This window comes from Streptomyces sp. NPDC002176 (assembly GCF_044903645.1).
GTDB lineage: Bacteria > Actinomycetota > Actinomycetes > Streptomycetales > Streptomycetaceae > Streptomyces.
Window position 1 is genome coordinate 418,234 of record NZ_JBJDQW010000003.1, and the last position, 21,019, is coordinate 439,252.

Sequence of the window (21,019 nt, forward strand, 5' to 3'; positions counted from 1 at the left end):
GGTGCCGGGACGGGCTGTGAACAGCCCTTTTGGCCTCACGAACGGCGCGAATGTAGCGGAGAGTGAGCAAGCCCTCGCAGAGATCCCTCCGCATTCATCCGATCGTGTGAGGATTACCCGCGCGGCTGACGTCACCCGTCCGGACGTACAGTGGCGTGGGCGCCGTACGCGCCTGACAGCCCCGAGGAGGGGTGCCCGGCTGAGGGAGGCGCTTGCCGTGAGTGACTTGCGGTTCGTCCACATGGGGTTCGGCGCGGACGCCGTCGACTACCAGGAGGCGTGGGACGAGCAGCGCCGGGTGCACGCCGCCCGGTTCGCCGACGAGGTCTCCGACACCGTGCTGCTGCTGGAGCACCCCCCGGTGTACACGGCGGGCCGCCGCACCGAGCCGAGCGAGCGCCCGCTGGACGGCACCCCGGTGATCGACGTGGACCGGGGCGGCAAGATCACCTGGCACGGTCCGGGCCAGCTGGTGGGCTACCCCATCCAGAAGCTCCCCCGCCCGGTGGACGTCATCGCCCACGTCCGCCGCCTGGAGGAGGCCCTGATCCGCGCCTGCGCGGAGTACGGGGTCGAGACCACCCGTATCGAGGGCCGCAGCGGTGTCTGGGTGCTGGGCGACCCGGTCGAGCAGCGCCTCGGCGGTCTCTCCCTCGACTTCGATCCCCGGATCGCGGACGAGGAGTTCGACCCCCGGATGAACGGCCCGGAGTACGCGCCCTCCAACGCGGGCCAGCGCCGCGAGGACCGCAAGATCGCCGCGATCGGCATCCGGGTAGCCAAGGGCGTCACCATGCACGGCTTCGCCCTCAACGTGAACCCGGACAACCGCTGGTTCGACCGGATCATCCCGTGCGGCATCCGCGACGCCGGGGTCGCCTCGCTCGCGAACGAGCTGGGCCGGGACATCACGATCGAGGAGGTCGTCCCGGTGGTCGAACGCCATCTGCGCGAGGTCATGGCCGAGGCCGTCCTCGCCCCCAGGGTGATCGAGAAGCCCGCCGCAGTCTGATCCGGGAATGCGGCCTGCGTCCGCGAGGTTTTCGCCCCCGGTAGGACCCGATGTACACGGGCGTACTCTGGTGTACGCCGAAGAATCGAAGACTCAACTTCGCAACAAGCAGGGAGCCGGTCGTGTCCGCAGTCGCACCCGACGGACGCAAGATGCTGCGCCTGGAGGTCCGTAACAGCCAGACCCCCATCGAGCGCAAGCCCGAGTGGATCAAGACGCGGGCGAAAATGGGCCCCGAGTACACCAAGATGCAGAACCTCGTGAAGAGCGAGGGCCTGCACACGGTGTGCCAGGAGGCCGGCTGCCCGAACATCTACGAGTGCTGGGAAGACCGCGAGGCGACCTTCCTCATCGGTGGCGACCAGTGCACCCGGCGCTGTGACTTCTGCCAGATCGACACCGGCAAGCCCGAGGCCCTGGACCGGGACGAGCCGCGCCGCGTGGGCGAGTCCGTGGTCACCATGGACCTCAACTACGCCACCATCACCGGCGTCGCCCGCGACGACCTGGAGGACGGCGGCGCCTGGCTGTACGCCGAGACCGTGCGCCAGATCCACGCCCAGACCGCGGGCCGCGAGACCGGCCGTACCAAGGTCGAGCTGCTGGCCCCCGACTTCAACGCGGTGCCCGAGCAGCTCGCCGAGGTCTTCGAGTCCCGCCCCGAGGTCTTCGCGCACAACGTGGAGACGGTCCCGCGCATCTTCAAGCGCATCCGCCCCGGCTTCCGCTACGAGCGCTCGCTGAAGGTCATCTCCGAGGCCCGCGACTTCGGCCTGGTCACCAAGTCCAACCTGATCCTCGGCATGGGCGAGACCCGCGAGGAGGTCGTGGAGGCGCTCCAGCAGCTGCACGACGCGGGCTGCGAGCTGGTCACCATCACCCAGTACCTGCGCCCCTCCGTGCGCCACCACCCCGTCGAGCGCTGGGTGAAGCCGCAGGAGTTCGTGGAGCTGAAGGAGGAGGCCGAGCGGATCGGCTTCTCCGGTGTGATGTCGGGCCCGCTGGTCCGTTCCTCCTACCGCGCCGGACGCCTCTACCAGATGGCGATCGAGAAGCGTGGTACGTACATCGCCGCCCAGGCGGTGTGAGCAAGTCGTGTGAAATCACGCACAAGTTCCTACCGGCCAGTAGTGGCCGAGTCGACGCGGTCCCGTCCGTCCTCGCTGATGAGGGCACATGGCGGGGCCGCGTCGACGTCTACGGGACGTGCGTCGAGGCTTCACCACCGTTTGACCGGTCGGTCACGCGCTGGTAACACCAATCAGTGACCCTGGAATCACGCCCCGTACACCACCCGCACCGAGGGGGGACCTCGATCATGCAGGCCGCACCCGTCCGCGCCACCGCCATCCCGTCCTTCACCGTCGCCCTGCGCGCGGTCGAGACACTGCTGCTGCAGGGCGGCCAGCGCACGGCCCGCCGCAACGCCTGGACCTCCGTCCTGGAGGACCGCCGCCGCGCCAAGGACCGGGTCGAGGCGCAGCAGTTCCTCGACCGCGCCGCCACCCGTCCGTAACCCCCGCCTCACGCCGGGCACCGCCGTCGAGAGTGCTCCGGGGGCCACGTAGACTCGTGGGCATGGCGAGGAAGGAAACCGCGGCGGACGCCGCGAGCGCAGGGCGACTGAAGCAGATCGCTCTCACGTACAAGATGACCCGCAAGGCCGACAAGACGATCGGTCTTGTCCTCGCGGCTGTCGGGCTCGGCATTTTCGCCGTCCTCCTCGCGATCGGCTTCCTGATCGGGCACCCCGTCTACGGCGGCATCCTGGGTCTGCTGCTCGGTCTGCTGGCGACGGCGATCGTGTTCGGGCGCCGGGCGGAGCGGGCCGCGTTCGGGCAGATGGAGGGCCAGCCGGGTGCGGCGGCCGCGGTACTGGACAACATCGGCCGGGGCTGGGCGACCACCCCCGCGGTGGCGATGAACCGCAGCCAGGACGTGGTGCACCGCGCGGTCGGCAAGGCCGGCATCGTGCTGGTGGCCGAGGGCAACCCGAACCGGGTGAAGAGCCTGCTGGCGGCCGAGAAGAAGAAGATGAACCGCATCGTCGCGGACGTCCCGGTGCACGACGTGATCGTCGGTGACGGCGAGGGCCAGGTGCCGCTGAAGAAGCTGCGCACGACGATGCTGAAGTACCCCCGGGTACTGACCGGCCCCCAGGTGACCGTCACCAACGACCGGCTGCGGGCGCTGGGCGACCTGATGAGCAACATGCCGCTCCCCAAGGGCCCAATGCCGAAGGGCATGCGGATGCCGAAGGGCGGCGGCGGCAGGTCCCGCTGATCCCGACGACATGAGGAAGGGGCGCCCGAAAAACCTCCGGGCGCCCCTTCCTCATGTCGCGTTGCTAGATCCTGACCTCGACGGTCTTGGCGAGCCGGTCGTGGAGGCCGCGGCCGTCGCGGTCCCAGACCAGCGCCGGGATCGCCAGGCAGAGCAGGAAGGTGCGCAGCAGGGCGCGCAGCGGGTTGACGGTGCCGGTCTGCAGGGCGACGACGCGCAGCCCGAAGAGGCGCTTGCCCGGCGTCGAGCCGAGGGTGCCGACGGTGAGCACGCCCAGCACGAAGAAGACGAGCAGGGCCCAGTTGCTGGTGGCCGGGGAGTTGCCATGGGTGATCAGGCCGTATGCGATCAGCACACACAGCCCCCAGTCCACGGCGAGCGCGCCGAGCCGACGACCCGGACGGGCGATCGAGTTCGGCCCGCTTTCCGGCAGCCCGAGCTGCTCGCCCCGGTACCCGAAGTCGGCGCCCGCTTCTTCCATGGCCGCGCGCGGCCCGGAGAGCCACGAGCCCATCACTTCCCTGTTGTCCACCCGACCACGGTACTGCGCCCGCTTTCGGGCAGTACGGGCAGGGGTGGTCGGGGCTAGGGTTGACGTGTGGCTGGTTAACTTCTGCGAAACAAACGAGTCACGCCCGAGAAATCACCCGTCCCTAGGGTCGAGACCAGCGTGTGCCACCGCACTGGCCGCACGAGACGATCTACCACCCCGGCGGGAACGGTCGGGAGTAGGAGGAGCTGGATGTTCCAGAACGCCGACGAGGCCAAGAAGTTCATCGCGGACGAGGACGTCAAGTTCGTCGACGTCAGGTTCTGCGACCTGCCGGGCGTCATGCAGCACTTCACGGTGCCCGTCGAGGCGTTCGACCCGGACGAGGAGCTGGCGTTCGACGGCTCGTCGATCCGCGGCTTCCAGGCCATCCACGAGTCCGACATGGCGCTGCGCGCGGACCTGTCGACGTCCCGGGTGGACCCGTTCCGCCGCGACAAGACGCTGAACATCAACTTCTTCATCCACGACCCGATCACGGGCGAGCAGTACTCCCGTGACCCGCGCAACGTGGCGAAGAAGGCCGAGGCGTACCTCGCGTCCACCGGCATCGCCGACACCGCGTTCTTCGGCCCCGAGGCCGAGTTCTACGTGTTCGACAGCGTGCGCTTCAAGACCGCCGAGAACGAGGCGTTCTACCACATCGACTCCGAGGCGGGTGCCTGGAACACCGGCGCGCTCGAGGACAACCGGGGTTACAAGGTCCGCTACAAGGGCGGCTACTTCCCGGTCCCGCCGGTCGACCACTTCGCCGACCTGCGTGCCGAGATCTCCCTGGAGCTGGACAAGGCCGGTCTCAAGGTCGAGCGCCAGCACCACGAGGTGGGCACGGCCGGGCAGGCCGAGATCAACTACAAGTTCAACACGCTGCTCGCCGCCGCGGACGACCTCCAGCTCTTCAAGTACATCGTGAAGAACGTGGCCTGGCGCAACGGCAAGACCGCGACCTTCATGCCGAAGCCGATCTTCGGCGACAACGGCTCGGGCATGCACGTCCACCAGTCGCTGTGGTCGGGCGGCGCGCCGCTCTTCTACGACGAGGCCGGTTACGCGGGCCTGTCGGACATGGCGCGCTACTACATCGGCGGCATCCTCAAGCACGCCCCGTCGCTGCTGGCCTTCACCAACCCGACGGTGAACTCGTACCACCGTCTGGTGCCGGGCTTCGAGGCGCCGATCAACCTGGTGTACTCGCAGCGCAACCGCTCCGCGGCGATGCGTATCCCGATCACGGGCTCCAACCCGAAGGCCAAGCGCGTCGAGTTCCGCGCGCCGGACTCCTCGGGCAACCCGTACCTCGCGTTCTCCGCGCTGCTCCTGGCGGGCCTGGACGGCATCAAGAACAAGATCGAGCCGGCCGAGCCGATCGACAAGGACCTCTACGAGCTGGCCCCCGAGGAGCACGCGGGCGTCGCCCAGGTCCCGACCTCCCTCCCGGCCGTCCTCGACCGCCTCGAGGCCGACCACGACTTCCTCCTCCAGGGCGACGTCTTCACCCCGGACCTCATCGAGACGTGGATCGACTACAAGCGCACGAACGAGATCGCGCCCCTGCAGCTGCGTCCGCACCCGCACGAGTTCGAGCTGTACTACGACGTGTGATCGTCGCTGCTTTCACGCCGAAGGCCGCCATCCCGACCGGGGTGGCGGCCTTCGCCGTGCGGTGACGGTCACTGGGTGGGGTGCCGTCCGTGAGCGGGTGGCTGCTTGGCAAGTGGGTCGGTGACGTTGCGGGCGATCAGGTCGATGAGGCGTCCGGACGGTTCGATGGCGATGTCGAGCCGCATGGGCATGAGGACGCCGTTCTTCCAGCGCCGCCACTCGATCTTCCATCCGGCTTCGATGGGATGGACGGTGATCTCGGCTCCGGGGTCGGCCCAAGGGGCGTAGCGGGCGGCGTATGCGGTGGCGATCTTCTTGGCCTGGTCGGCGGTGGTGATCGGGTGGCTGATGCCGGGGATGCGGTAGGCGTGGGCGCCTTCGCCGTCGGTGGTGGGGGTGAAGTGGGCGGTGAAGTTCTCGCGGTCGGGCCAGGACAGTTCGGCGAAGCCGCCGCCGGGCAGGGAGGCGGTCACGGATGCGGTTCCGTCGCCCATGTCGGTGTAGAAGACGTTGCCCGGCCGGTAGGCGGACGCGAAGGCGGCGGTGGCGGCCTCCCTGATGGCCGCGGTCTGGGCGGCGGTGGCCGCGGGCACCTGGGTCGAGGGCGGCTGGACCCGGACGGGGGTGATGACCGCCAGCCACACGATGGTGATCAGGATGAGGGCCGGTGCGAACTGGGCGGCAGTGCGGCGTGGCCGCGGGGCGGTGACGGCACGCTCGGGCAGGCGGCGAGCGACCAGGGCACCCAGCGCGGCGCCGGTGCAGGCACCGAGGCTGTTCGTGATCAGGTCGTCGGTGTCGCACAGTCGGCTGATGAACGGCACGGTGGCCTGCGCGGTCTCGATCACCGCCGTGAACAGCACGCCGGTGGCTGCGGCGAACAGGGGGCGGCGGGTGGCGAGTGCGGCGAACAGGCCGTACGGGATGAACAGGACGAGGTTGAGCTGACCCTGCGTGCTCTGCAGGGCCCCGGCGACATCGGTGTTGACGGCGCACTCGTAGGTGAGGATTCCGCTGCCCGACCAGCTCGTCAGGATCGCCGGTCCGGCAGCGGCTGCCGCCCAGAGACCGTTCAGCGCGGCCTGAGTGCCGGTGGTGTGGCGCCGGGTCAGGAGGAGGACGACCACGCCCGTCGTGGCGGTCAGCGCGATGGCGACGGCCAGGAAGGTGAGGTGGTGCTGGAAGACAGCGTTGATCAAGGCGAGGTCCTGTACGGGGAGAGTGGGGCCTGACGTGTCACGCGGCCAGTCTGCCTAGGACCAGGTCAGCGTCGCTGCCACCGGTAGGTGGTCGCTTCCCGTTTTGGGGAGGGTCCAGGAGCGGTTGGGGGTCAGGCCGCGGTACAGGATCTGGTCGATGCGGGCCAGCGGGAAGGCTGTCGGCCAGGTGAAGCCGAAGCCGGTGCCGGAGGTTTGTTGGGTTGAGTTCAGGTGGGTGCGGAGGGCGGTGAAGGCTCGGTCGTCCCAGGTGCCGTTCAGGTCGGCCAGGAGGAGGACGTGGGGGTTTCGCTCGGTGGCTATCGCCCGGCTCAGGGCCACTGCGCCTATGTTGCGGCTCGTGGTCCAGAAGCCGGTGCGGGGTGTGAGGCGGACGGAGCCCAGGTGGGCTACGTAGACCGCGAGGGGGCCGTTGGGGGTCTTCACCGTGGTGTGGAGGGCTCGGTTCTCCGGGAGTTTGGCGGCGGGCGACTTCGTGGCGGCCAGGGGGCCGTAGTTCATGATGTCGATCGTGCGGGTTCCCGAGAGGGGGAGCTTGCTCCAGAGGCCGATCGTGCCGCGGATCGCGTGGTGGGGGTACGTGCCAGCCAGCGTCTTCTCGTACAACGGGGTTGCCCGCGGGGTCAGTTCCTCCAGGGCCAGGAGGTCGGCGCCGGCAGCGGCCAGGGTGCGGGCGGTCGGGACCGGGTCGGCGGCGCCGACGTTGTGGGCGGCCACGGTGAGGTCGCCGCCCGGGTGGGACTTGTCGGGGAGGAGGCCGCCGAAGAGGATCGTCCACGCGATGGCCGGTAGCAGCAGCGCGGTCGCGGCGGAGAGGGAGCGGCGCCGGCATGCCGCGGCCAGCAGCAGCGGGATGAAGACGCCCAGCCACGGCAGGACGCTCTCCACCAGGCTCCCCAGGCCCGCGAAGTCCGGGATCGTCGCGTGCAGAAGAAGGAGCAGGCCGAGCAGCAGGGCCAGCGCCGTGAGCACCGGGCCGCGCTTCCAGGGCTCCGGGCGGGAACAGGCGCGGAGGGCGTTTCGCATCATGGGGTCAGCCAAGGCGGCGCGGTGTTGCGGCGGCGTATGCGGAATCCGATACGCGGACGATACGTACCGCCTCGTAGCCTCGACGGCATGCGTGTGCTGATCGTCGAGGACGAGCCCTATCTGGCGGAGGCCGTCCGGGACGGGCTGCGCCTGGAAGCGATCGCGGCGGACATCGCGGGCGACGGGGACACGGCGCTGGAGCTGCTGGGGATCAACGCCTACGACATCGCCGTGCTCGACCGGGACATCCCCGGCCCCTCCGGCGACGAGGTCGCGCGGCGGATCGTCGCCTCCGGGAGCGGGATGCCGATCCTGATGCTCACCGCGGCCGACCGGCTGGACGACAAGGCGTCCGGGTTCGGGCTCGGCGCCGACGACTATCTCACCAAGCCCTTCGACCTGCGCGAACTCGTGCTCCGGCTACGGGCGTTGGACCGTAGGCGGGCTCATCACCGGCCGCCGGTACGGGAGATCGCGGGGCTGCGGCTCGATCCGTTCCGCAGGGAGGTCCAGCGGGACGGGCGGCATGTCGCGCTGACCAGGAAGCAGTTCGCGGTGCTCGAGGTGCTCGTCGCCGCCGAGGGCGGGGTGGTCGGCGCGGAGGAACTGCTGGAGCGGGCGTGGGACGCGAACGCCGACCCGTTCACCAACGCCGTACGCATCACCGTCTCGGCCCTGCGCAAGCGGCTCGGCGAGCCCTGGCTCATCGCGACCGTGCCGGGGGTCGGGTACCGCATCCACGCCGGAGGCGCGCGTGGATAGGGCGCCGGGGCCGAGCGTCCGCCTCCGGCTCACCCTCAGCTACGCCGGGTTCCTCATGCTCGCGGGCGCCCTGCTGCTCGCCGCGGTGTGGCTGTTCCTGCTGCGGTACGTGCCCGAGCGGGCGCTCATCGTGCCCTCGGGCACCCCGATCCGGTACGACGTCTTCCCGGTCCGGTCCAACCTGCTGCGGGTCTTCGCGCCGCGCGCGGCCGGGGTACTGGCGTTCCTGCTGGTGTTCGGCCTGGTCGGCGGGTGGTTCCTCGCGGGGCGCATGCTCGCGCCGCTGACCCGCGTCACGGAGGCGACCCGTGAGGCGGCGAACGGCTCCCTCTCGCACCGCATCCGGCTGCCGGGACGGCGGGACGAGTTCCGCGAGCTGGCCGACGCCTTCGACACGATGCTGGCCCGGCTCGACGCGCACGTCGCCGAGCAGCGGAGATTCGCGGCCAACGCCTCGCACGAGCTGCGCACCCCGCTGGCGATCTCCCAGGCCCTGCTGGACGTCGCCCGCACCGACCCGGAGCGCGACACCGCCGAAGTCCTCGACCGCCTCCACGCCGTCAACGCCCGCGCGATCGCCCTCACCGAGGCGCTGCTCCTGGTCAGCCGGGCCGAGCAGCGGCCCTTGGGCCGGGAGGACGTCGATCTGTCGCTGTTGGCGGAGGAGGCCACCGAGACGCTGCTCCCGCTCGCCGAGAAGCACGGCATCTCCCTCGAGACCTCGGGCGAGATCACGCCCACGACCGGCTCCGAGGCGCTGCTGCTCCAGCTCACGATGAACCTCGTACACAATGCGATCGTGCACAACGTGCCTGGTCAGGGCCGTGTGTGGGTCAGTACGGCCGCCCTCCCCGACACCGTGACGCTCACCGTCGAGAACACGGGTGAGCACCTCACCCCCGAGCTGGCCGCGACCCTCACCGAGCCGTTCCGGCGCGGTACCGAGCGTGTGCACAACGATCACGCGGGGGCCGGGCTCGGTCTGGCGATCGTCCAGACCGTCGCCCACGCCCACGGCGGCACCCTGACCCTCACCCCGCGCCCCTCGGGCGGGCTCCGGATCACGGTGGAGCTGCCGGGGAGCAGCACCGGGTGACGAAGAGGGCCGCCACCCCAGCCGGGACGGCGGCCCTTCTCTCCAGCACTGGTGTGATCACCCGACGACGATCACCACGACGCCGCCGCTGTTGTAGCCGTAGCCGGGGCCGAAGCCGTTGTTGAAGCCGTAGCCGGGGCCGTAGCCGTAGCCGCAGTTGCCCCACCAGCCGCAGCCGCGGTTCGTGTTGACGTTGCTGGGAGTGGCCGCGGAGGCCGTGCCTGTGGTGGCGATGGCTCCGCCTGCTGCCAGGAGGAGACCGGCGGCGGATGCCGCGACGAGACGCTTGGCGCGCTGTGCATTCATGGACGTACCTTCCTTCCACCCCGCGTGCGATACGCGACTGCACGAGTCGGATGGCCGCGCACTCGGAGTGGGAGGTCCGGCGCGGTCGGTGGGCTGGCCGCCTTCGGTCGCCGGGACGACACGGAACGCGTCCCGCTCTGCGGCACTCACTCGATGCTAGGTGAGCACCTCCCGCTCGGCATCCGGAGCCCGGACCGGTGCAACCTTTTCCCCCGCTCGTGCTTCCTACTCTCGGGGGGATCATGATCCCCCGGGGACTGGAAAGGGTTGCGTGACATGGCCGAACAGGGCGATTGGGACGGGGAGTTCGATCTCCGATGGGCCGCCTCCGCCGAGCACAAGGAGCCGTCCGCACGGGCCCGCATGCTCGCGGCCCGCTGGAAGGAGAATCCCCCGGACCCGGCCCCCTTCCGCGCCGATCCGACCCCGGTCCGCGGCTCCCGCAGAAGCTCGTGGGTGTCGACGGCCGTGGTGCTGGGGTGCGTGGCGGCGGTGATCGTGTTGCTGGGGTGGGCGCAGATGAGGTCGGGGTATTAACGGCAGGGGTCCGGCGGAGTGGCTGGAGCTGGACCAGCGGGCCAGGGCCGACTGGGGGCCGGAGCAGCAGGGTGAGCCTCGTACGCCGCTGTCCGCCCTCTGCCACCGCGACGGCCGGGTCCGGTACCGGGCGGTGGCCGAGGCCGCCGGGCATCCGGAGCTGTTCCCGCTGGTCGTCGTACGGTGCGCCGACTGGGCCGACCCGGTACGCAGCCGCGCCCGCGCGCTGCTCGCGGAGATCCTCGACGCCGGTACGGCCGTGACCCTCGCCCCCATGATCCTGCGCGTCGCCGACCGGTACCGGGGTGACCACGCCCTCGGACTGCTCGACGGCGTACTCCGCCAGGCACCCCGCGAGCGGCTGGCCCCGCTGCTGGTGTCCGGCGACCGCACGGTGCGCAGGTTCGCGTACCGCATGGCCGTCGAGGAGGGCGCCCTCTCCCCCGTCGAGCTGGCCCGTGCCGCCGCCGAGGACGACGACGCGGTGATCCAGGGCCGGTGTGCCGAGGCCGCGCTGGCCGCGGGGCCCGGCGCGGAGGCGTTGGACGTCCTGCTCGGCGGCCGGAATCCGCAGGCCAGGTCGGCCGGAGTCACCGCGCTGCGGCGGCTCGGGCACCCTGAGCGAGCCGTGGAGTTCCTGGCCGACCGCTCGGCGCTGGTGCGGGCCTGCGCGCGGTACGTCGTACGGCAGCACGGCATCGACCCGCTGGCCTGGTACCGGGCGCGCTGCGCCGAACCGGCCCCGCCGCCCGGTGCCGTGATCGGGCTCGCGGAGTGCGGTGACCGGGCGGACGCGCCGCTGCTGTGGGCGCTGCTGGAGCACCCGGCGCCGGGCGTACGCGCGCGGGCGGTGGCCGGGCTGCGGGCGCTGGACGTGACGGACGTACGACGGCTGCGGCCGCTGCTGGACGATCCGGCGCCCGGTGTGGTCGGCGAGGCCACGCTCGCCCTGCTGCCGTCGGCCCGCGAGTTGCCGGAGGAATGGCTGCTGTCCCGGCTGGACGCCGGGCGCCCCCGCTGGGAGCGGGTGTCGGCGTGGCGGCTGCTGAACGCGCACGGTGATGTGGCACGGCTCCGGGCGGCCGTGCCGCTGCTCGGTGACGCGGACGTCCGGCTGCGGGCGTGGGCCGAGCATGCGGTCCAACGGGAGCTGCGCCGCGTGCGGTACGAGTGGCGGGGGCAGGAGATCGCGGCGCTGCTCGACCAGGCGGAGGCGCTCCGCCGGTAAAGCGGGGGAAGCGGGGGAAGCCTTTGCCGCTCGCGGTCACCGGCATGGGTCGCGCCGGGTGCACACTGGAAGCAGGGGGAGAGGTCGAGTGTGGGGTGATGCGGGATGCAGAGCCGTTTTCGCAGTGACCGTCGGCTGACCGTGCGGATGACGGTCACCATGTTCCTGCTCGGGCTGCTGTACGTGGCGTTCGTCGCCGCGCTGATCGTGCTGCTGAAGTCGTGGATTCTGGTCGCGGTGCTGGTGGCCGTGATGTTCGTGGCGCAGTTCTGGTTCTCCGACAAGATCGCCATGTTCGCGATGCGCGGGCATGTGGTGGAGCGGGAGCAGTATCCCGAGCTGCACGCGGTGGTGGACCGGCTGTGCGCCATCGCGGACATGCCGAAGCCGGTGATCGCCGTGTCCGAGCTGGACATGCCGAACGCGTTCGCCACCGGCCGGAACCCCGATCACGCGGTGGTCTGTGTGACCACCGGCCTGCTGCGGCGGCTGGAGCCGGCCGAGCTGGAGGGTGTGCTGGCGCACGAGCTGTCGCATGTGGCGCACAAGGACGTCGCCGTGATCACGATCGCGTCGTTCCTGGGTGTGATCGCCGGGCTGATCGTCCGGTTCATGTTCTACTCGCAGCTCTTCGGCGGGGGCCGACGCGATCAGAACACCGCCGCGATCTTCGCCGCGGTGATCGGTGTCTCGGCGGCCGTGTACGCGATCAGTTTCCTGCTGATCCGGGCGCTGTCCCGCTACCGCGAGCTGGCCGCCGACCGCGCGGCCGCGCATCTCACCGGCCGCCCCTCCGCGCTGGCGTCGGCGCTGACCAAGGTGTCCGGGGAGATCGCCCGTATCCCGACCAAGGATCTGCGCACCGCGCAGGCGTTCAACGCGTTCTACTTCACCCCGGCGACCGGCAAGGAGCCGGGCATCGAGCGGATCTTCTCCACCCACCCGCCCCTGGAGCAGCGGCTCGCTCAGCTGGGCCGGATCTCCGCGGAGCTGGGCGAGGCCGCCGCCCCCGAGAAGACGGGCTGATCATTGGGTCTGCTGGACATCCTGTTGGGGCGTACGAAGCCGGTGGCGCCCGATCTCGATCAGCTCTTCGCGCTGCCCTCGGCGGCGATCACCCTCCAGGCGGCGGCCGGGTTCACCCCGACCGGCGCGGGCGCGGTGTGCTTCGCCACGGTGGAGGGCGCCGCGTTCGAGCAGACGCACCGGGAGGTACGGGAACTGCTGGACGCCGACGCCGAGCGCGACGGGCCTCCGGTGGAGCTGACCCAGGACGACTACGGCTACTCCTGGCTCAGCTCACACCGCTCCCCCGAGCAGCTCCCCGAGCTGGTGAACGACCTCCACGCGGTGAACAGCTCCCTGGAGGCCAACGGCTTCGGCCCCCAACTGCTGTGCTCCCTCGCCGCTTTCCGGCGGGCGGACCAGGACGACGACCGTCGGCTGGCCCTCGTGTACCTCTACAAGCGGGGCACCTTCTACCCCCTGTGCACCCGCCCCGGCCACCAGCGCCGTGACAACGCCCTGGAGCTTCAGGTGGCGTCGGCGCTGGAGGGGGACCTGCGGATCGAGAAGGACACCTCCCGGTGGTTCCCGCTGTGGGACGCGCCGGGGATGACGGGCTGAGAGGCCCCTCAGCGGCTCTTCTCCCGCTGCTGCCGCCGCGCCTCGTGAGGACGCTCCCGGCGGTAGCGCCGCTCCCACCTGGCCTGCCGGTCACGGCGGTCGCGGTAGGCGCGGTACGTCTCCGGGGGCGGGCCCCCTCCGGGCGGCGGAGGTGGTGGTGGCGAGCCACGGCCGCCCCTGCAGTACAGACAGAGCAGCGCGACGGCGGCGAGCCAGTAGAGGTGGTTGCCGATGCCGAGGACGGCCAGAGTGAGGGTGGCGGCGACGATGAGAACGCTCATGACGGAACCTCCTGGCGATTCAACGTACCGGCGCGGCTACTGTGAGTGCATCTCCTTTTCCGGGTTCGGTGACTGTGGGTAAATGTCACTCATGCCTCAACCCCCCTTCTCCCCGGACGAGTTCACCTACGACTGTGACGGCGAACGGCTGAGCGTGGTGCGGGTGGGCACACCGGCCGCCCGGGCCACGGCCGTACTCCTGCACGGCGCGGGCACCGGCAGCAAGGAACGCCTGCTGCCCCTCCTCGCGGCCTTCGCCGACCAGGACTGCCACGCACTGTCCTTCGACTTCTCCGGCCACGGCCGCAGCACGGGCGAACTGTCCGAACTGAGCCTGCGCCGCCGCTTCGAGCAGGCGGTGGCAGTGATCGACGCCCACGCGGGGGACGGCCCGCTGATCCTGGTCGGCTTCAGCATGAGCGGCCAGACGGTGGCGGACCTGGTACGGCACTACGGGCGCCGGGTGGCCTCCGTGGGCCTGGGCGCACCGGGGGTGTTCGCGGCGGCGGCCTGGCACGAGCCGTTCGGCGACGGCACGGGCACCTTCACCAAGATCCTCCGCACACAGGACAGTTGGCGGGACTCCCCCGCCCTGTCGACCTTCCGCACCTTCGAGGGCCGCGCGGTCCTGGCAGTACCGGGCACGGACACGGTCATCCCGTCGGAGGTGACCGAAGCGATCGAGGAGGCCCTGTGCGCCCGAGCGCAGTACACCCGCTTCGAACTACCTGACGCAAAACACAAGTTGGGCCTCTGGTTCCGCGACCACCCGGAGGACGGGCGAAGGTTGGTGGCCGAGTTGCTGAAGGGGTGAGTCCGGCACCGGGCGCCCCCTGGAGGCGCCCGGTGGTTGGGCTCAGTGCAGTAGGGATCGGACCATGCGGCAGGTGGTGTCGGAGGGCGGGTGGACGCCGAGTTTGTTCGCCGTGGCGCGGATCGCCTCGTCGCGGGCCTGGGACGGGCGGTAGACGCCCGAGTCGAGCAGGGCTATGGCGAGGCGCATGGCCTTCAGGCGCCGGTTGTGCGAGACGTACCACTCACGCGGCCGCCCGGCGGGCAGCGGGCGCTTCGTGGTGGGGGTGTACGGCGAGTCGAGCGGCACGGGGCGCTTGGCGGTGGACTGGGTCGGCGACGGCTTGTTCCTCAGAGCGGCAGCGGGCACGGACAACCTCCTGTGGCGAGCGGAGCGGCCGCCCGGAAACCCCGGCGAACACTCTCGAACACTGCCCCCAGTCTACCGTCGGGCACTGACAACGGGGAGGGCGTACAGGGGCGTTGAATGCGCTGATGGGAGCGGGAATTGAGGGATCGTCACGGGAGTGGCGCGAGGGGTGCCAGGAATTCGAACAGAGTGGTTGGCGGGCCGCCCTGGAGTTCCCACTCGTGCGTGACGCAGGTCACTTGCTCGACGCGTGTCACCGTTGAGACACGGCGGCCGGGCCTCCCGTACATAGCGGCGTACGCTCCCCTACCCCCCTGGAGGCGCCGATGTCGCGCAGTAGAAGTCTCGGCACCAAGAAGAAGATCGCGCTGCTCATCAGCGCCGCAGCGGTGGCGGGCGGTGGGGCCTTCGCCCTGGCGGCCACGTCGAACGCCGCCCAGACCCCGCAGGACGCCAAGACCCTGTCGTCCGCCGCGGATTCGACCGCGTGCCAGGGGTTCGCCACCGCCCTCGGCAACAACCAGAAGTTCATCGCGGACCAGAAGGCGAACCCGGACGCGCAGTCGTCGGCCCGGATCGCCAACCGTGAGGCGGTCATCGCACAGATCAAGGTCCAGCAGCAGGCCGCTGGTTGCACCGTTGGGGAGTCGGCTCAGGACTCCCAGGCGGCGCCCGGCGGTCAGCAGGGCAACCAGCAGGGCGCGGGTCAGCAGGCCGGTGGCGGGCAGCAGGCGGGCGGGCAGCAGAGCGCGCCGCCCGCGCAGAGTGCCCCGCCCGCGCAGGGCAACGGCGGTGGCGCCGCCGCCTCCGGCCAGCAGGTCTGCAACGGCTCCACCGTCACGCTCTCCGGCGAGGGCGGCGCCCCGGCCGCGTCCAGCAACCAGTTCCCGATCGGGACCACGCTGAAGGTCACCAACCTGGACAACAACAAGTCCACGACCGTCAAGGTCGCCTCGGTGTCCGGCAGTTGCGCCCTCCTCAACAACGCGGCCTTCGAGCAGGTCCGGGAGCCGGGCAAGTTCCTGATCCGCCGCGCCGTGATCGAGAAGGTGGGGTGAGGCGCCACGAGGTGAACGGAAACCGGTGAGACGACGGCCCGGACCGACTCGACGTCGGCTCCGGGCCGCTCCTCCGGTCTCCCCGATCCCCGCACCGACGGGCGGGGTCCAGGACTCGCCGCCTTGCGCACCCACCCGCGCAGGAGGAACAGGCGGCGCCTCCGGACCCCGCCTCCGTCATGTGCGGAGGCCACATGGACCTACGGGAACCAGTGAGTCGCACCACAGAACCCCCAGGTAACACGGGGTTCACATGAGGGCAATGATCGGGAAATCGCCTGTTGGCACGCTGCCGGACATATCGACGCGGCGTCCGTGCCGCGGCGACGCGGCACCGCGTGTGCGCCCCGAACCACCCCGAAGGATGTGTCCCCGTGACCTTCAAGGCCGAGTACATCTGGATCGACGGCACCCAGCCGACGGCCAAGCTCCGTTCCAAGACGAAGATCATCACGGGTGCCCCGGCCGGTCTCGACGCGCTGCCGATCTGGGGCTTCGACGGCTCCTCCACCAACCAGGCCGAGGGCCACGCCTCCGACCGCGTGCTCCGGCCGGTCTTCACCTGCCCGGACCCGATCCGCGGCGGCGACGACATCCTGGTGCTGTGCGAGGTCCTCGACATCGACATGACGCCGCACGTGTCCAACACCCGCGCCGCGCTCGCCGAGGCCGAGGAGCGCTTCGGCGCCCAGGAGCCGATCTTCGGCATCGAGCAGGAGTACACCTTCTTCGACGGCACCCGCCCGCTCGGCTTCCCGGAGAACGGCTTCCCGGCCCCCCAGGGCGGCTACTACTGCGGTGTCGGCGCCGACGAGATCTTCGGGCGTGACGTCGTCGAGGCCCACCTGGACAACTGCCTGAAGGCCGGTCTCGGCATCTCCGGCATCAACGCCGAGGTCATGCCCGGCCAGTGGGAGTTCCAGGTCGGCCCGCTCGCCCCGCTGGAGGTCTCCGACCAGCTGTGGGTGGCCCGCTGGCTGCTGTACCGCACCGCCGAGGACTTCGGCATCTCCGCCACCCTGGACCCCAAGCCGGTCAAGGGCGACTGGAACGGCGCGGGCGCGCACACCAACTTCTCCACCAAGGCCATGCGCGAGGGTTACGACGCGATCATCACCGCGTGCGAGTCGCTCGGTGAGGGCTCCAAGCCGCTGGACCACGTCAAGAACTACGGCGCGGGCATCGACGACCGCCTCACCGGCCTGCACGAGACCGCCCCGTGGAACGAGTACAGCTACGGCGTCTCCGACCGCGGTGCCTCGGTCCGCATCCCGTGGCAGGTCGAGAAGGACGGCAAGGGCTACATCGAAGACCGCCGTCCCAACGCCAACGTCGACCCCTACGTGGTGACCTGCCTGATGGTCGACACCTGCTGCTCCGCGCTGGAGAAGGCCGGCCAGGTCTGATCCCACATGCCGAGAAGGGGCGCCCGCCGTGCCGGTGGGCGCCCCTTCGGCATACCCCCGGCCAGCAGCGGGTTTCGGCCAAGAAGGCGTCAAGGAGGCGTCCAAGGGGTGAGAGAAGCCTCCTGCCCGGCGCCCGCGTCTGCTTCAATGGACGCATGGTCGGCTTCCAGAACTGCGTAGCTACGGGTCGTGACGACCTGGAGCCGTTCTGGCCTTCCCGTCAGCATGACGACTTCGACCGAGTGTGTTGCCGCGCAGCGAACGCGCGGGCCCTCTGAGCACCGTAGATCCCTGAGCGCCGTACACCACCGGCCTCACGGACTCCCCGGCCTCCGGCCAGCGCGGAACGACGAACGTCCCCGGCGCGCGCCCGACCACGAGTCGCGGCCGCCGCCTCGCCCGACGACACTCCTCGCGCGAAAGAGCTGACCTCTCATGGCGACCCAGCGTCCTCAGTCCACCGCCACCACCCTCACCGACCGCCCCGCCGCCCCGGCCGCGGGCCCCCGGCACCGGCTGCGCGCCGTCGACCGGGACGAGGAGTGGCAGCTGCCCTCCCCCGCCGTCGCGCAGACCGTGGCGGACTTCCTGCCGCCCGGCGCCACCTGGCTGCCCGCCCCGCCGCACACCCTGCCCGACCTGCCCGGCCGTCCCCCGATGGTCGGCTATCTGGTCCTGGTCCCCGCCGACCAGCGGCCCCCCTTCGCCCCGGTGGCCGTCCCCGCCCCGGCCGAGCCCGCCCCCGAACCGGCGGTGCGGATCGACGCCGTACGCCGGATCGCCCATGTGGACGGCCGTGAACTCGACCTGACCTACCTGGAGTTCGAGCTGCTCGCCCATCTCGTGGCGCACCCGCACCGGGTGCACACCCGCGACCAGCTGGTCACCACGGTGTGGGGATACGGCCACGTCGGCGACGGCCGCACCGTCGACGTGCACATCGCCCGGCTGCGCCGCAAGCTGGGCGCCCAGCACCGGCACGCCATCCAGACCGTGCGCCGGGTCGGCTACAAGTACACGCCCCCGTCGGCGGGTTGAGCGGATCAGCTCTGAGCGGACGCGCGTGCCGTGCGCGTCCGCCCGGGGCAAGATCCCCGGCATGAAGCTACTTGTGCTGGGCGGAACCGAGTTCGTTGGCCGGGCCGTGGTGGAGGCCGCGCTGGAGCGGGGCTGGGAGGTGACAGCGTTCAACCGGGGCAACCGCCAACCCCCGCCGAACGTACGGTCGTTGCACGGAGACCGCACCTCACCCGAGGGCCTGGCCGCGCTCACCGCCGACGACACCCACTGGGACGCCGTCGTGGACACCTGGACGGGCGCGCCGAAGACCGTGCTGGAGACGGCCCGCCTGCTGAAGGACCGCGTCGAGCGGTACGCGTACATATCCACCCGCTCCGTGTACACCTGGCCGTGGCCCACCCTGGGCGGCCTCGCCGAGGACGGCCCCCTGGTGGAGGGCGCGGCCGACGCGGACGCCACCGACTACGCGGCCGACAAGCGGGGCGGCGAGCTGGCCGTCCTGGAGACCTTCGGCGCCGACCGCGCCCTGCTGGTCCGGGCCGGACTGATCCTCGGCCCGTACGAGAACGTGGGCCGCCTCCCCTACTGGCTGAACCGGATCGCGCGCGGCGGCGAGGTGCTGGCACCGGGGCCGCACGACATGCCGATCCAGTACGTCGACGCCCGTGACCTGGCCGACTGGCTGCTGGGCGCGCTGGACAAGGGGGTGAGCGGGCCGTACGACCTGGCGAGCGCGCCGGGTCACACCACCATGGGCGAGCTGCTGGAGCGGTGCCGGGAGGTCACCGGCTCGGCGGCCGAGCTGCGCTGGACCGACCCGGAGACGATCCTCGCGGCCGGGATCGAGCCGTGGACCGAGCTGCCGATCTGGGCGCCGCCGGACGGCGAGCTGTCCTGTGTGCACCGCGGGGACGTGTCGCGGGCGCTGGCCACCGGGCTGAACTGCCGACCGGTGGACGAGACGGTGGCCGACACCTGGCGCTGGCTGACCTCGATCGGCGGCCAGGTGCCCGAGCGGCCGGGCCGCAAGGCGCCGGGCGTGCCCGCGGACAAGGAAGCGGCGGCACTCAAGGCGAATCCCAACTCCCCCAGCTCAGAAGGCATTTAACCCGCCGAGCGCGGGTAGACCTGGGAAATATTTGTGAGACCAGTGAACACCTCTGGGGCGGCGTGCGTATGGATGGGCGCCGCTTCACTCCTGTCGGGCGCCTCGAAGCTGCCCCGCAAGGAAGTCAGAGGAGTTCCATGGGACGCAACACACGTAAACGCCGCTCGCCGCTGGCCATCAAGGTCACCGCCGCATCGGCGGCCCTAGCGCTCGGCGGGGGCGGGCTGATCTGGGCGAACTTCTACGCCTCGGCTCACGAGTCGAACAACGACGCGTGGGGAGGCAACCGCACCAAGGCCGCGGCCGCGCAGGTCGCCACGATCTCCTGCCCGGACGTCGGCCAGAAGCTGACCAACGTGCCGGACAAGGCCCGTACCGACGTGGCCGGTGAACTGTCCAACCTGGACCGCCAGATCACCGAGGCGTACCAGCGCCTGGCGACCACGCGGGACGCGCAGACCCGGGACGCGAACTTCGTCCAGAACAGCATCCTCCAGCCGCTCAAGGACCGCCGCCAGAACATCCTGGACCGGATCAAGCTGGAGATCACCCGGGTGGGCGGCACCGCCCCGGGCGACCTGGACACGCTGGCCAACTGCACCGGCACCCCCGCCGACCAGACCAACGCCGGTGGCCAGCAGGGCGGCCAGAACGGCGGCGGTCAGCAGCAGGGCGGTGGCCAGCAGCAGGGCGGCCAGAACAACGGTGGCCAGCAGCAGGGTGGCGGCCAGCAGCAGGGCGGCCAGAACAACGGCGGTCAGCAGCAGGGTGGCGGCCAGCAGGGCGGCGCCATCGGCGGCCAGGCCGGCAACGGTCCCGTCGCGGCCGACTTCGTGGACATCACCAAGGCCCAGGCGAACGTGAAGGCCAAGCCGCGCAACGCCCGCAACGCCTCGAAGGGCACCTTCACCACGCGCTGCGGCGTGAACACCAACAAGAACCACAACACCGACAACGTGATCGTGGCTCCCGGTGTGAAGAACGGCGCACACCACCTGCACGACTACGTCGGCAACCAGAAGATCGACGCCTTCGCCAGCAACGACACGTTCCTGCAGGGCGGTTCGAGCTGCCAGAACAAGAGCGACCTGTCGTCGTACTACTGGCCGGTCGTCCGCGTCCAGGACGGTTCGCAGGACTTCGACCAGAACAACGACGGCGGCGGCAAGGAGGGCAACGTCGGCAAGATCCTGACGCCGGTCCAGGCGCAGATCAAGTACGTCGGCAGCCCCACCGGCAAGGTCGTGGCGATGCCGCAGTTCCTGCGGATCATCACCGGTGACGCCAAGACCACCACCAACGGTCTGGCCAACGCCAACGCGCACTGGAGCTGCACCGGGTTCGAGAACAAGGTCCAGCTGACCGAGCAGTACCCGATCTGCCCGCAGGGCAGCAAGGTCGTGCGGTCCTTCGCCTTCCAGAGCTGCTGGGACGGCCAGAACGCCGACAGCGCCAACCACCGCACCCACGTGGCGTTCGCCGACGCCAACGGGAACTGCCAGAACGGCTTCAAGGCCATTCCGCAGCTGACCATGCGGCTGGTGTACGACATCGCCCCGCCGACCATCGAGAACGGCCAGGTGAAGAACGCCTACGCCGTGGACGGTTTCCCGGAGCAGCTGCACAAGCCCTCCACCGACCACGACGACTTCATCGCCATCACGAAGAACAATCTCGCCAACAAGATCGCCAACTGCGTGAACCGCGGCCAGAACTGCTCGTGATCGCATGCTCGT

Annotated in this window: 23 protein-coding genes; 17 read left to right on the top strand and 6 right to left on the bottom strand. The window is 70.6% G+C overall.

The annotated features are described in order from the left end of the window. Positions 1–217: 217 nt before the first annotated feature. From lipB to ACI2LY_RS15700, 4 genes are all read left to right on the top strand, one after another. Positions 218–1,012, top strand: a complete 795-nt coding sequence (gene lipB / locus ACI2LY_RS15685) for a lipoyl(octanoyl) transferase LipB (protein ID WP_388992671.1) — start codon at positions 218–220, stop codon at positions 1,010–1,012. Between the two features lie 122 nt (positions 1,013–1,134). Beyond that, entirely contained in the window at positions 1,135–2,100 is a 966-nt protein-coding gene (gene lipA, locus ACI2LY_RS15690; protein WP_355195122.1) for a lipoyl synthase, read from the top strand. 230 nt (positions 2,101–2,330) lie between these two features. Further along, complete coding sequence (locus tag ACI2LY_RS15695) at positions 2,331–2,528, top strand: hypothetical protein (RefSeq protein ID WP_030807683.1); 198 nt, start codon at positions 2,331–2,333, stop codon at positions 2,526–2,528. Positions 2,529–2,590: 62 nt separating this feature from the next. Then, positions 2,591–3,295 carry a DUF4191 domain-containing protein gene (locus ACI2LY_RS15700; RefSeq protein ID WP_393596971.1) on the top strand — a complete coding sequence of 235 codons (705 nt, stop codon included), beginning with the start codon at positions 2,591–2,593 and terminating at the stop codon, positions 3,293–3,295. A gap of 64 nt (positions 3,296–3,359) precedes the next feature. Here the strand turns inward: ACI2LY_RS15700 and ACI2LY_RS15705 are convergent, their stop codons facing one another. Further along, on the bottom strand, positions 3,360–3,827 hold the full coding sequence (locus tag ACI2LY_RS15705) for an RDD family protein (RefSeq protein ID WP_404707611.1): 468 nt from the start codon (positions 3,825–3,827) through the stop codon (positions 3,360–3,362). Positions 3,828–4,037: 210 nt separating this feature from the next. Here ACI2LY_RS15705 and glnA point away from each other — a divergent pair, with 210 nt between their 5' ends. Continuing rightward, positions 4,038–5,447, top strand: coding sequence for a type I glutamate--ammonia ligase (gene glnA, locus ACI2LY_RS15710; RefSeq protein WP_030807690.1), 1,410 nt, complete (start codon positions 4,038–4,040; stop codon positions 5,445–5,447). A gap of 68 nt (positions 5,448–5,515) precedes the next feature. Here glnA and ACI2LY_RS15715 read toward each other — a convergent pair whose 3' ends face one another. Then, on the bottom strand, positions 5,516–6,646 hold the full coding sequence (locus ACI2LY_RS15715; protein WP_404707612.1) for a VanZ family protein: 1,131 nt from the start codon (positions 6,644–6,646) through the stop codon (positions 5,516–5,518). Positions 6,647–6,700: 54 nt separating this feature from the next. Next, complete coding sequence (locus ACI2LY_RS15720; protein WP_404708150.1) at positions 6,701–7,690, bottom strand: endonuclease/exonuclease/phosphatase family protein; 990 nt, start codon at positions 7,688–7,690, stop codon at positions 6,701–6,703. 90 nt (positions 7,691–7,780) lie between these two features. Here ACI2LY_RS15720 and ACI2LY_RS15725 point away from each other — a divergent pair, with 90 nt between their 5' ends. Together ACI2LY_RS15725 and ACI2LY_RS15730 are read left to right on the top strand one after the other, a co-directional pair. Continuing rightward, the gene (locus ACI2LY_RS15725; protein ID WP_404707613.1) at positions 7,781–8,455 is read left to right on the top strand and encodes a response regulator transcription factor; all 675 of its coding nucleotides are present in this window, start codon (positions 7,781–7,783) and stop codon (positions 8,453–8,455) included. Further along, complete coding sequence (locus ACI2LY_RS15730; RefSeq protein ID WP_404707614.1) at positions 8,448–9,551, top strand: sensor histidine kinase; 1,104 nt, start codon at positions 8,448–8,450, stop codon at positions 9,549–9,551. Before ACI2LY_RS15725 ends, ACI2LY_RS15730 begins: the two co-directional genes overlap by 8 nt. A 57-nt stretch (positions 9,552–9,608) precedes the next feature. Here ACI2LY_RS15730 and ACI2LY_RS15735 read toward each other — a convergent pair whose 3' ends face one another. Continuing rightward, positions 9,609–9,857: a hypothetical protein gene (locus ACI2LY_RS15735; protein ID WP_388992709.1), complete on the bottom strand. Its 249-nt coding sequence runs from the start codon at positions 9,855–9,857 to the stop codon at positions 9,609–9,611. Positions 9,858–10,133: 276 nt separating this feature from the next. Here ACI2LY_RS15735 and ACI2LY_RS15740 point away from each other — a divergent pair, with 276 nt between their 5' ends. The 4 genes from ACI2LY_RS15740 (at position 10,134) to ACI2LY_RS15755 (ending at position 13,248) form a co-directional block, all read left to right on the top strand. Further along, on the top strand, positions 10,134–10,394 hold the full coding sequence (locus tag ACI2LY_RS15740) for a hypothetical protein (protein ID WP_404707615.1): 261 nt from the start codon (positions 10,134–10,136) through the stop codon (positions 10,392–10,394). Between the two features lie 133 nt (positions 10,395–10,527). After that, on the top strand, positions 10,528–11,622 hold the full coding sequence (locus tag ACI2LY_RS15745) for a hypothetical protein (RefSeq protein WP_404707616.1): 1,095 nt from the start codon (positions 10,528–10,530) through the stop codon (positions 11,620–11,622). Between the two features lie 105 nt (positions 11,623–11,727). Then, positions 11,728–12,648 (top strand): zinc metalloprotease HtpX, encoded by a 921-nt coding sequence (htpX, locus tag ACI2LY_RS15750; protein WP_164187584.1) that lies wholly within the window; start codon positions 11,728–11,730, stop codon positions 12,646–12,648. A gap of 3 nt (positions 12,649–12,651) precedes the next feature. Continuing rightward, a complete protein-coding gene (locus tag ACI2LY_RS15755) occupies positions 12,652–13,248 on the top strand; it encodes a hypothetical protein (RefSeq protein WP_388992718.1) in 597 nt (198 codons plus the stop codon). Between the two features lie 8 nt (positions 13,249–13,256). Here the strand turns inward: ACI2LY_RS15755 and ACI2LY_RS15760 are convergent, their stop codons facing one another. Next, entirely contained in the window at positions 13,257–13,529 is a 273-nt protein-coding gene (locus tag ACI2LY_RS15760; RefSeq protein WP_404707617.1) for a hypothetical protein, read from the bottom strand. A 91-nt stretch (positions 13,530–13,620) separates the two neighbouring features. Here ACI2LY_RS15760 and ACI2LY_RS15765 point away from each other — a divergent pair, with 91 nt between their 5' ends. Next, entirely contained in the window at positions 13,621–14,343 is a 723-nt protein-coding gene (locus ACI2LY_RS15765) for an alpha/beta fold hydrolase (protein ID WP_404707618.1), read from the top strand. Between the two features lie 42 nt (positions 14,344–14,385). Here the strand turns inward: ACI2LY_RS15765 and ACI2LY_RS15770 are convergent, their stop codons facing one another. After that, positions 14,386–14,691, bottom strand: a complete 306-nt coding sequence (locus tag ACI2LY_RS15770; RefSeq protein ID WP_404707619.1) for a hypothetical protein — start codon at positions 14,689–14,691, stop codon at positions 14,386–14,388. A gap of 326 nt (positions 14,692–15,017) precedes the next feature. On the opposite strand from ACI2LY_RS15770, the gene ACI2LY_RS15775 reads away from it, so the two are divergent. The 5 genes from ACI2LY_RS15775 to ACI2LY_RS15795 all read left to right on the top strand — a co-directional run bounded on the left by ACI2LY_RS15775 (position 15,018) and on the right by ACI2LY_RS15795 (position 21,007). After that, on the top strand, positions 15,018–15,749 hold the full coding sequence (locus ACI2LY_RS15775) for a hypothetical protein (protein ID WP_404707620.1): 732 nt from the start codon (positions 15,018–15,020) through the stop codon (positions 15,747–15,749). Between the two features lie 374 nt (positions 15,750–16,123). Continuing rightward, positions 16,124–17,155 carry a glutamine synthetase gene (gene glnII / locus ACI2LY_RS15780; RefSeq protein ID WP_388992734.1) on the top strand — a complete coding sequence of 344 codons (1,032 nt, stop codon included), beginning with the start codon at positions 16,124–16,126 and terminating at the stop codon, positions 17,153–17,155. Between the two features lie 435 nt (positions 17,156–17,590). After that, positions 17,591–18,193, top strand: a complete 603-nt coding sequence (locus tag ACI2LY_RS15785) for a winged helix-turn-helix domain-containing protein (RefSeq protein ID WP_404707621.1) — start codon at positions 17,591–17,593, stop codon at positions 18,191–18,193. A gap of 61 nt (positions 18,194–18,254) precedes the next feature. After that, the gene (locus ACI2LY_RS15790; protein WP_404707622.1) at positions 18,255–19,283 is read left to right on the top strand and encodes an NAD-dependent epimerase/dehydratase family protein; all 1,029 of its coding nucleotides are present in this window, start codon (positions 18,255–18,257) and stop codon (positions 19,281–19,283) included. 137 nt (positions 19,284–19,420) lie between these two features. Then, positions 19,421–21,007 carry a DUF1996 domain-containing protein gene (locus tag ACI2LY_RS15795; protein ID WP_404707623.1) on the top strand — a complete coding sequence of 529 codons (1,587 nt, stop codon included), beginning with the start codon at positions 19,421–19,423 and terminating at the stop codon, positions 21,005–21,007. Positions 21,008–21,019 lie beyond the last annotated feature (12 nt).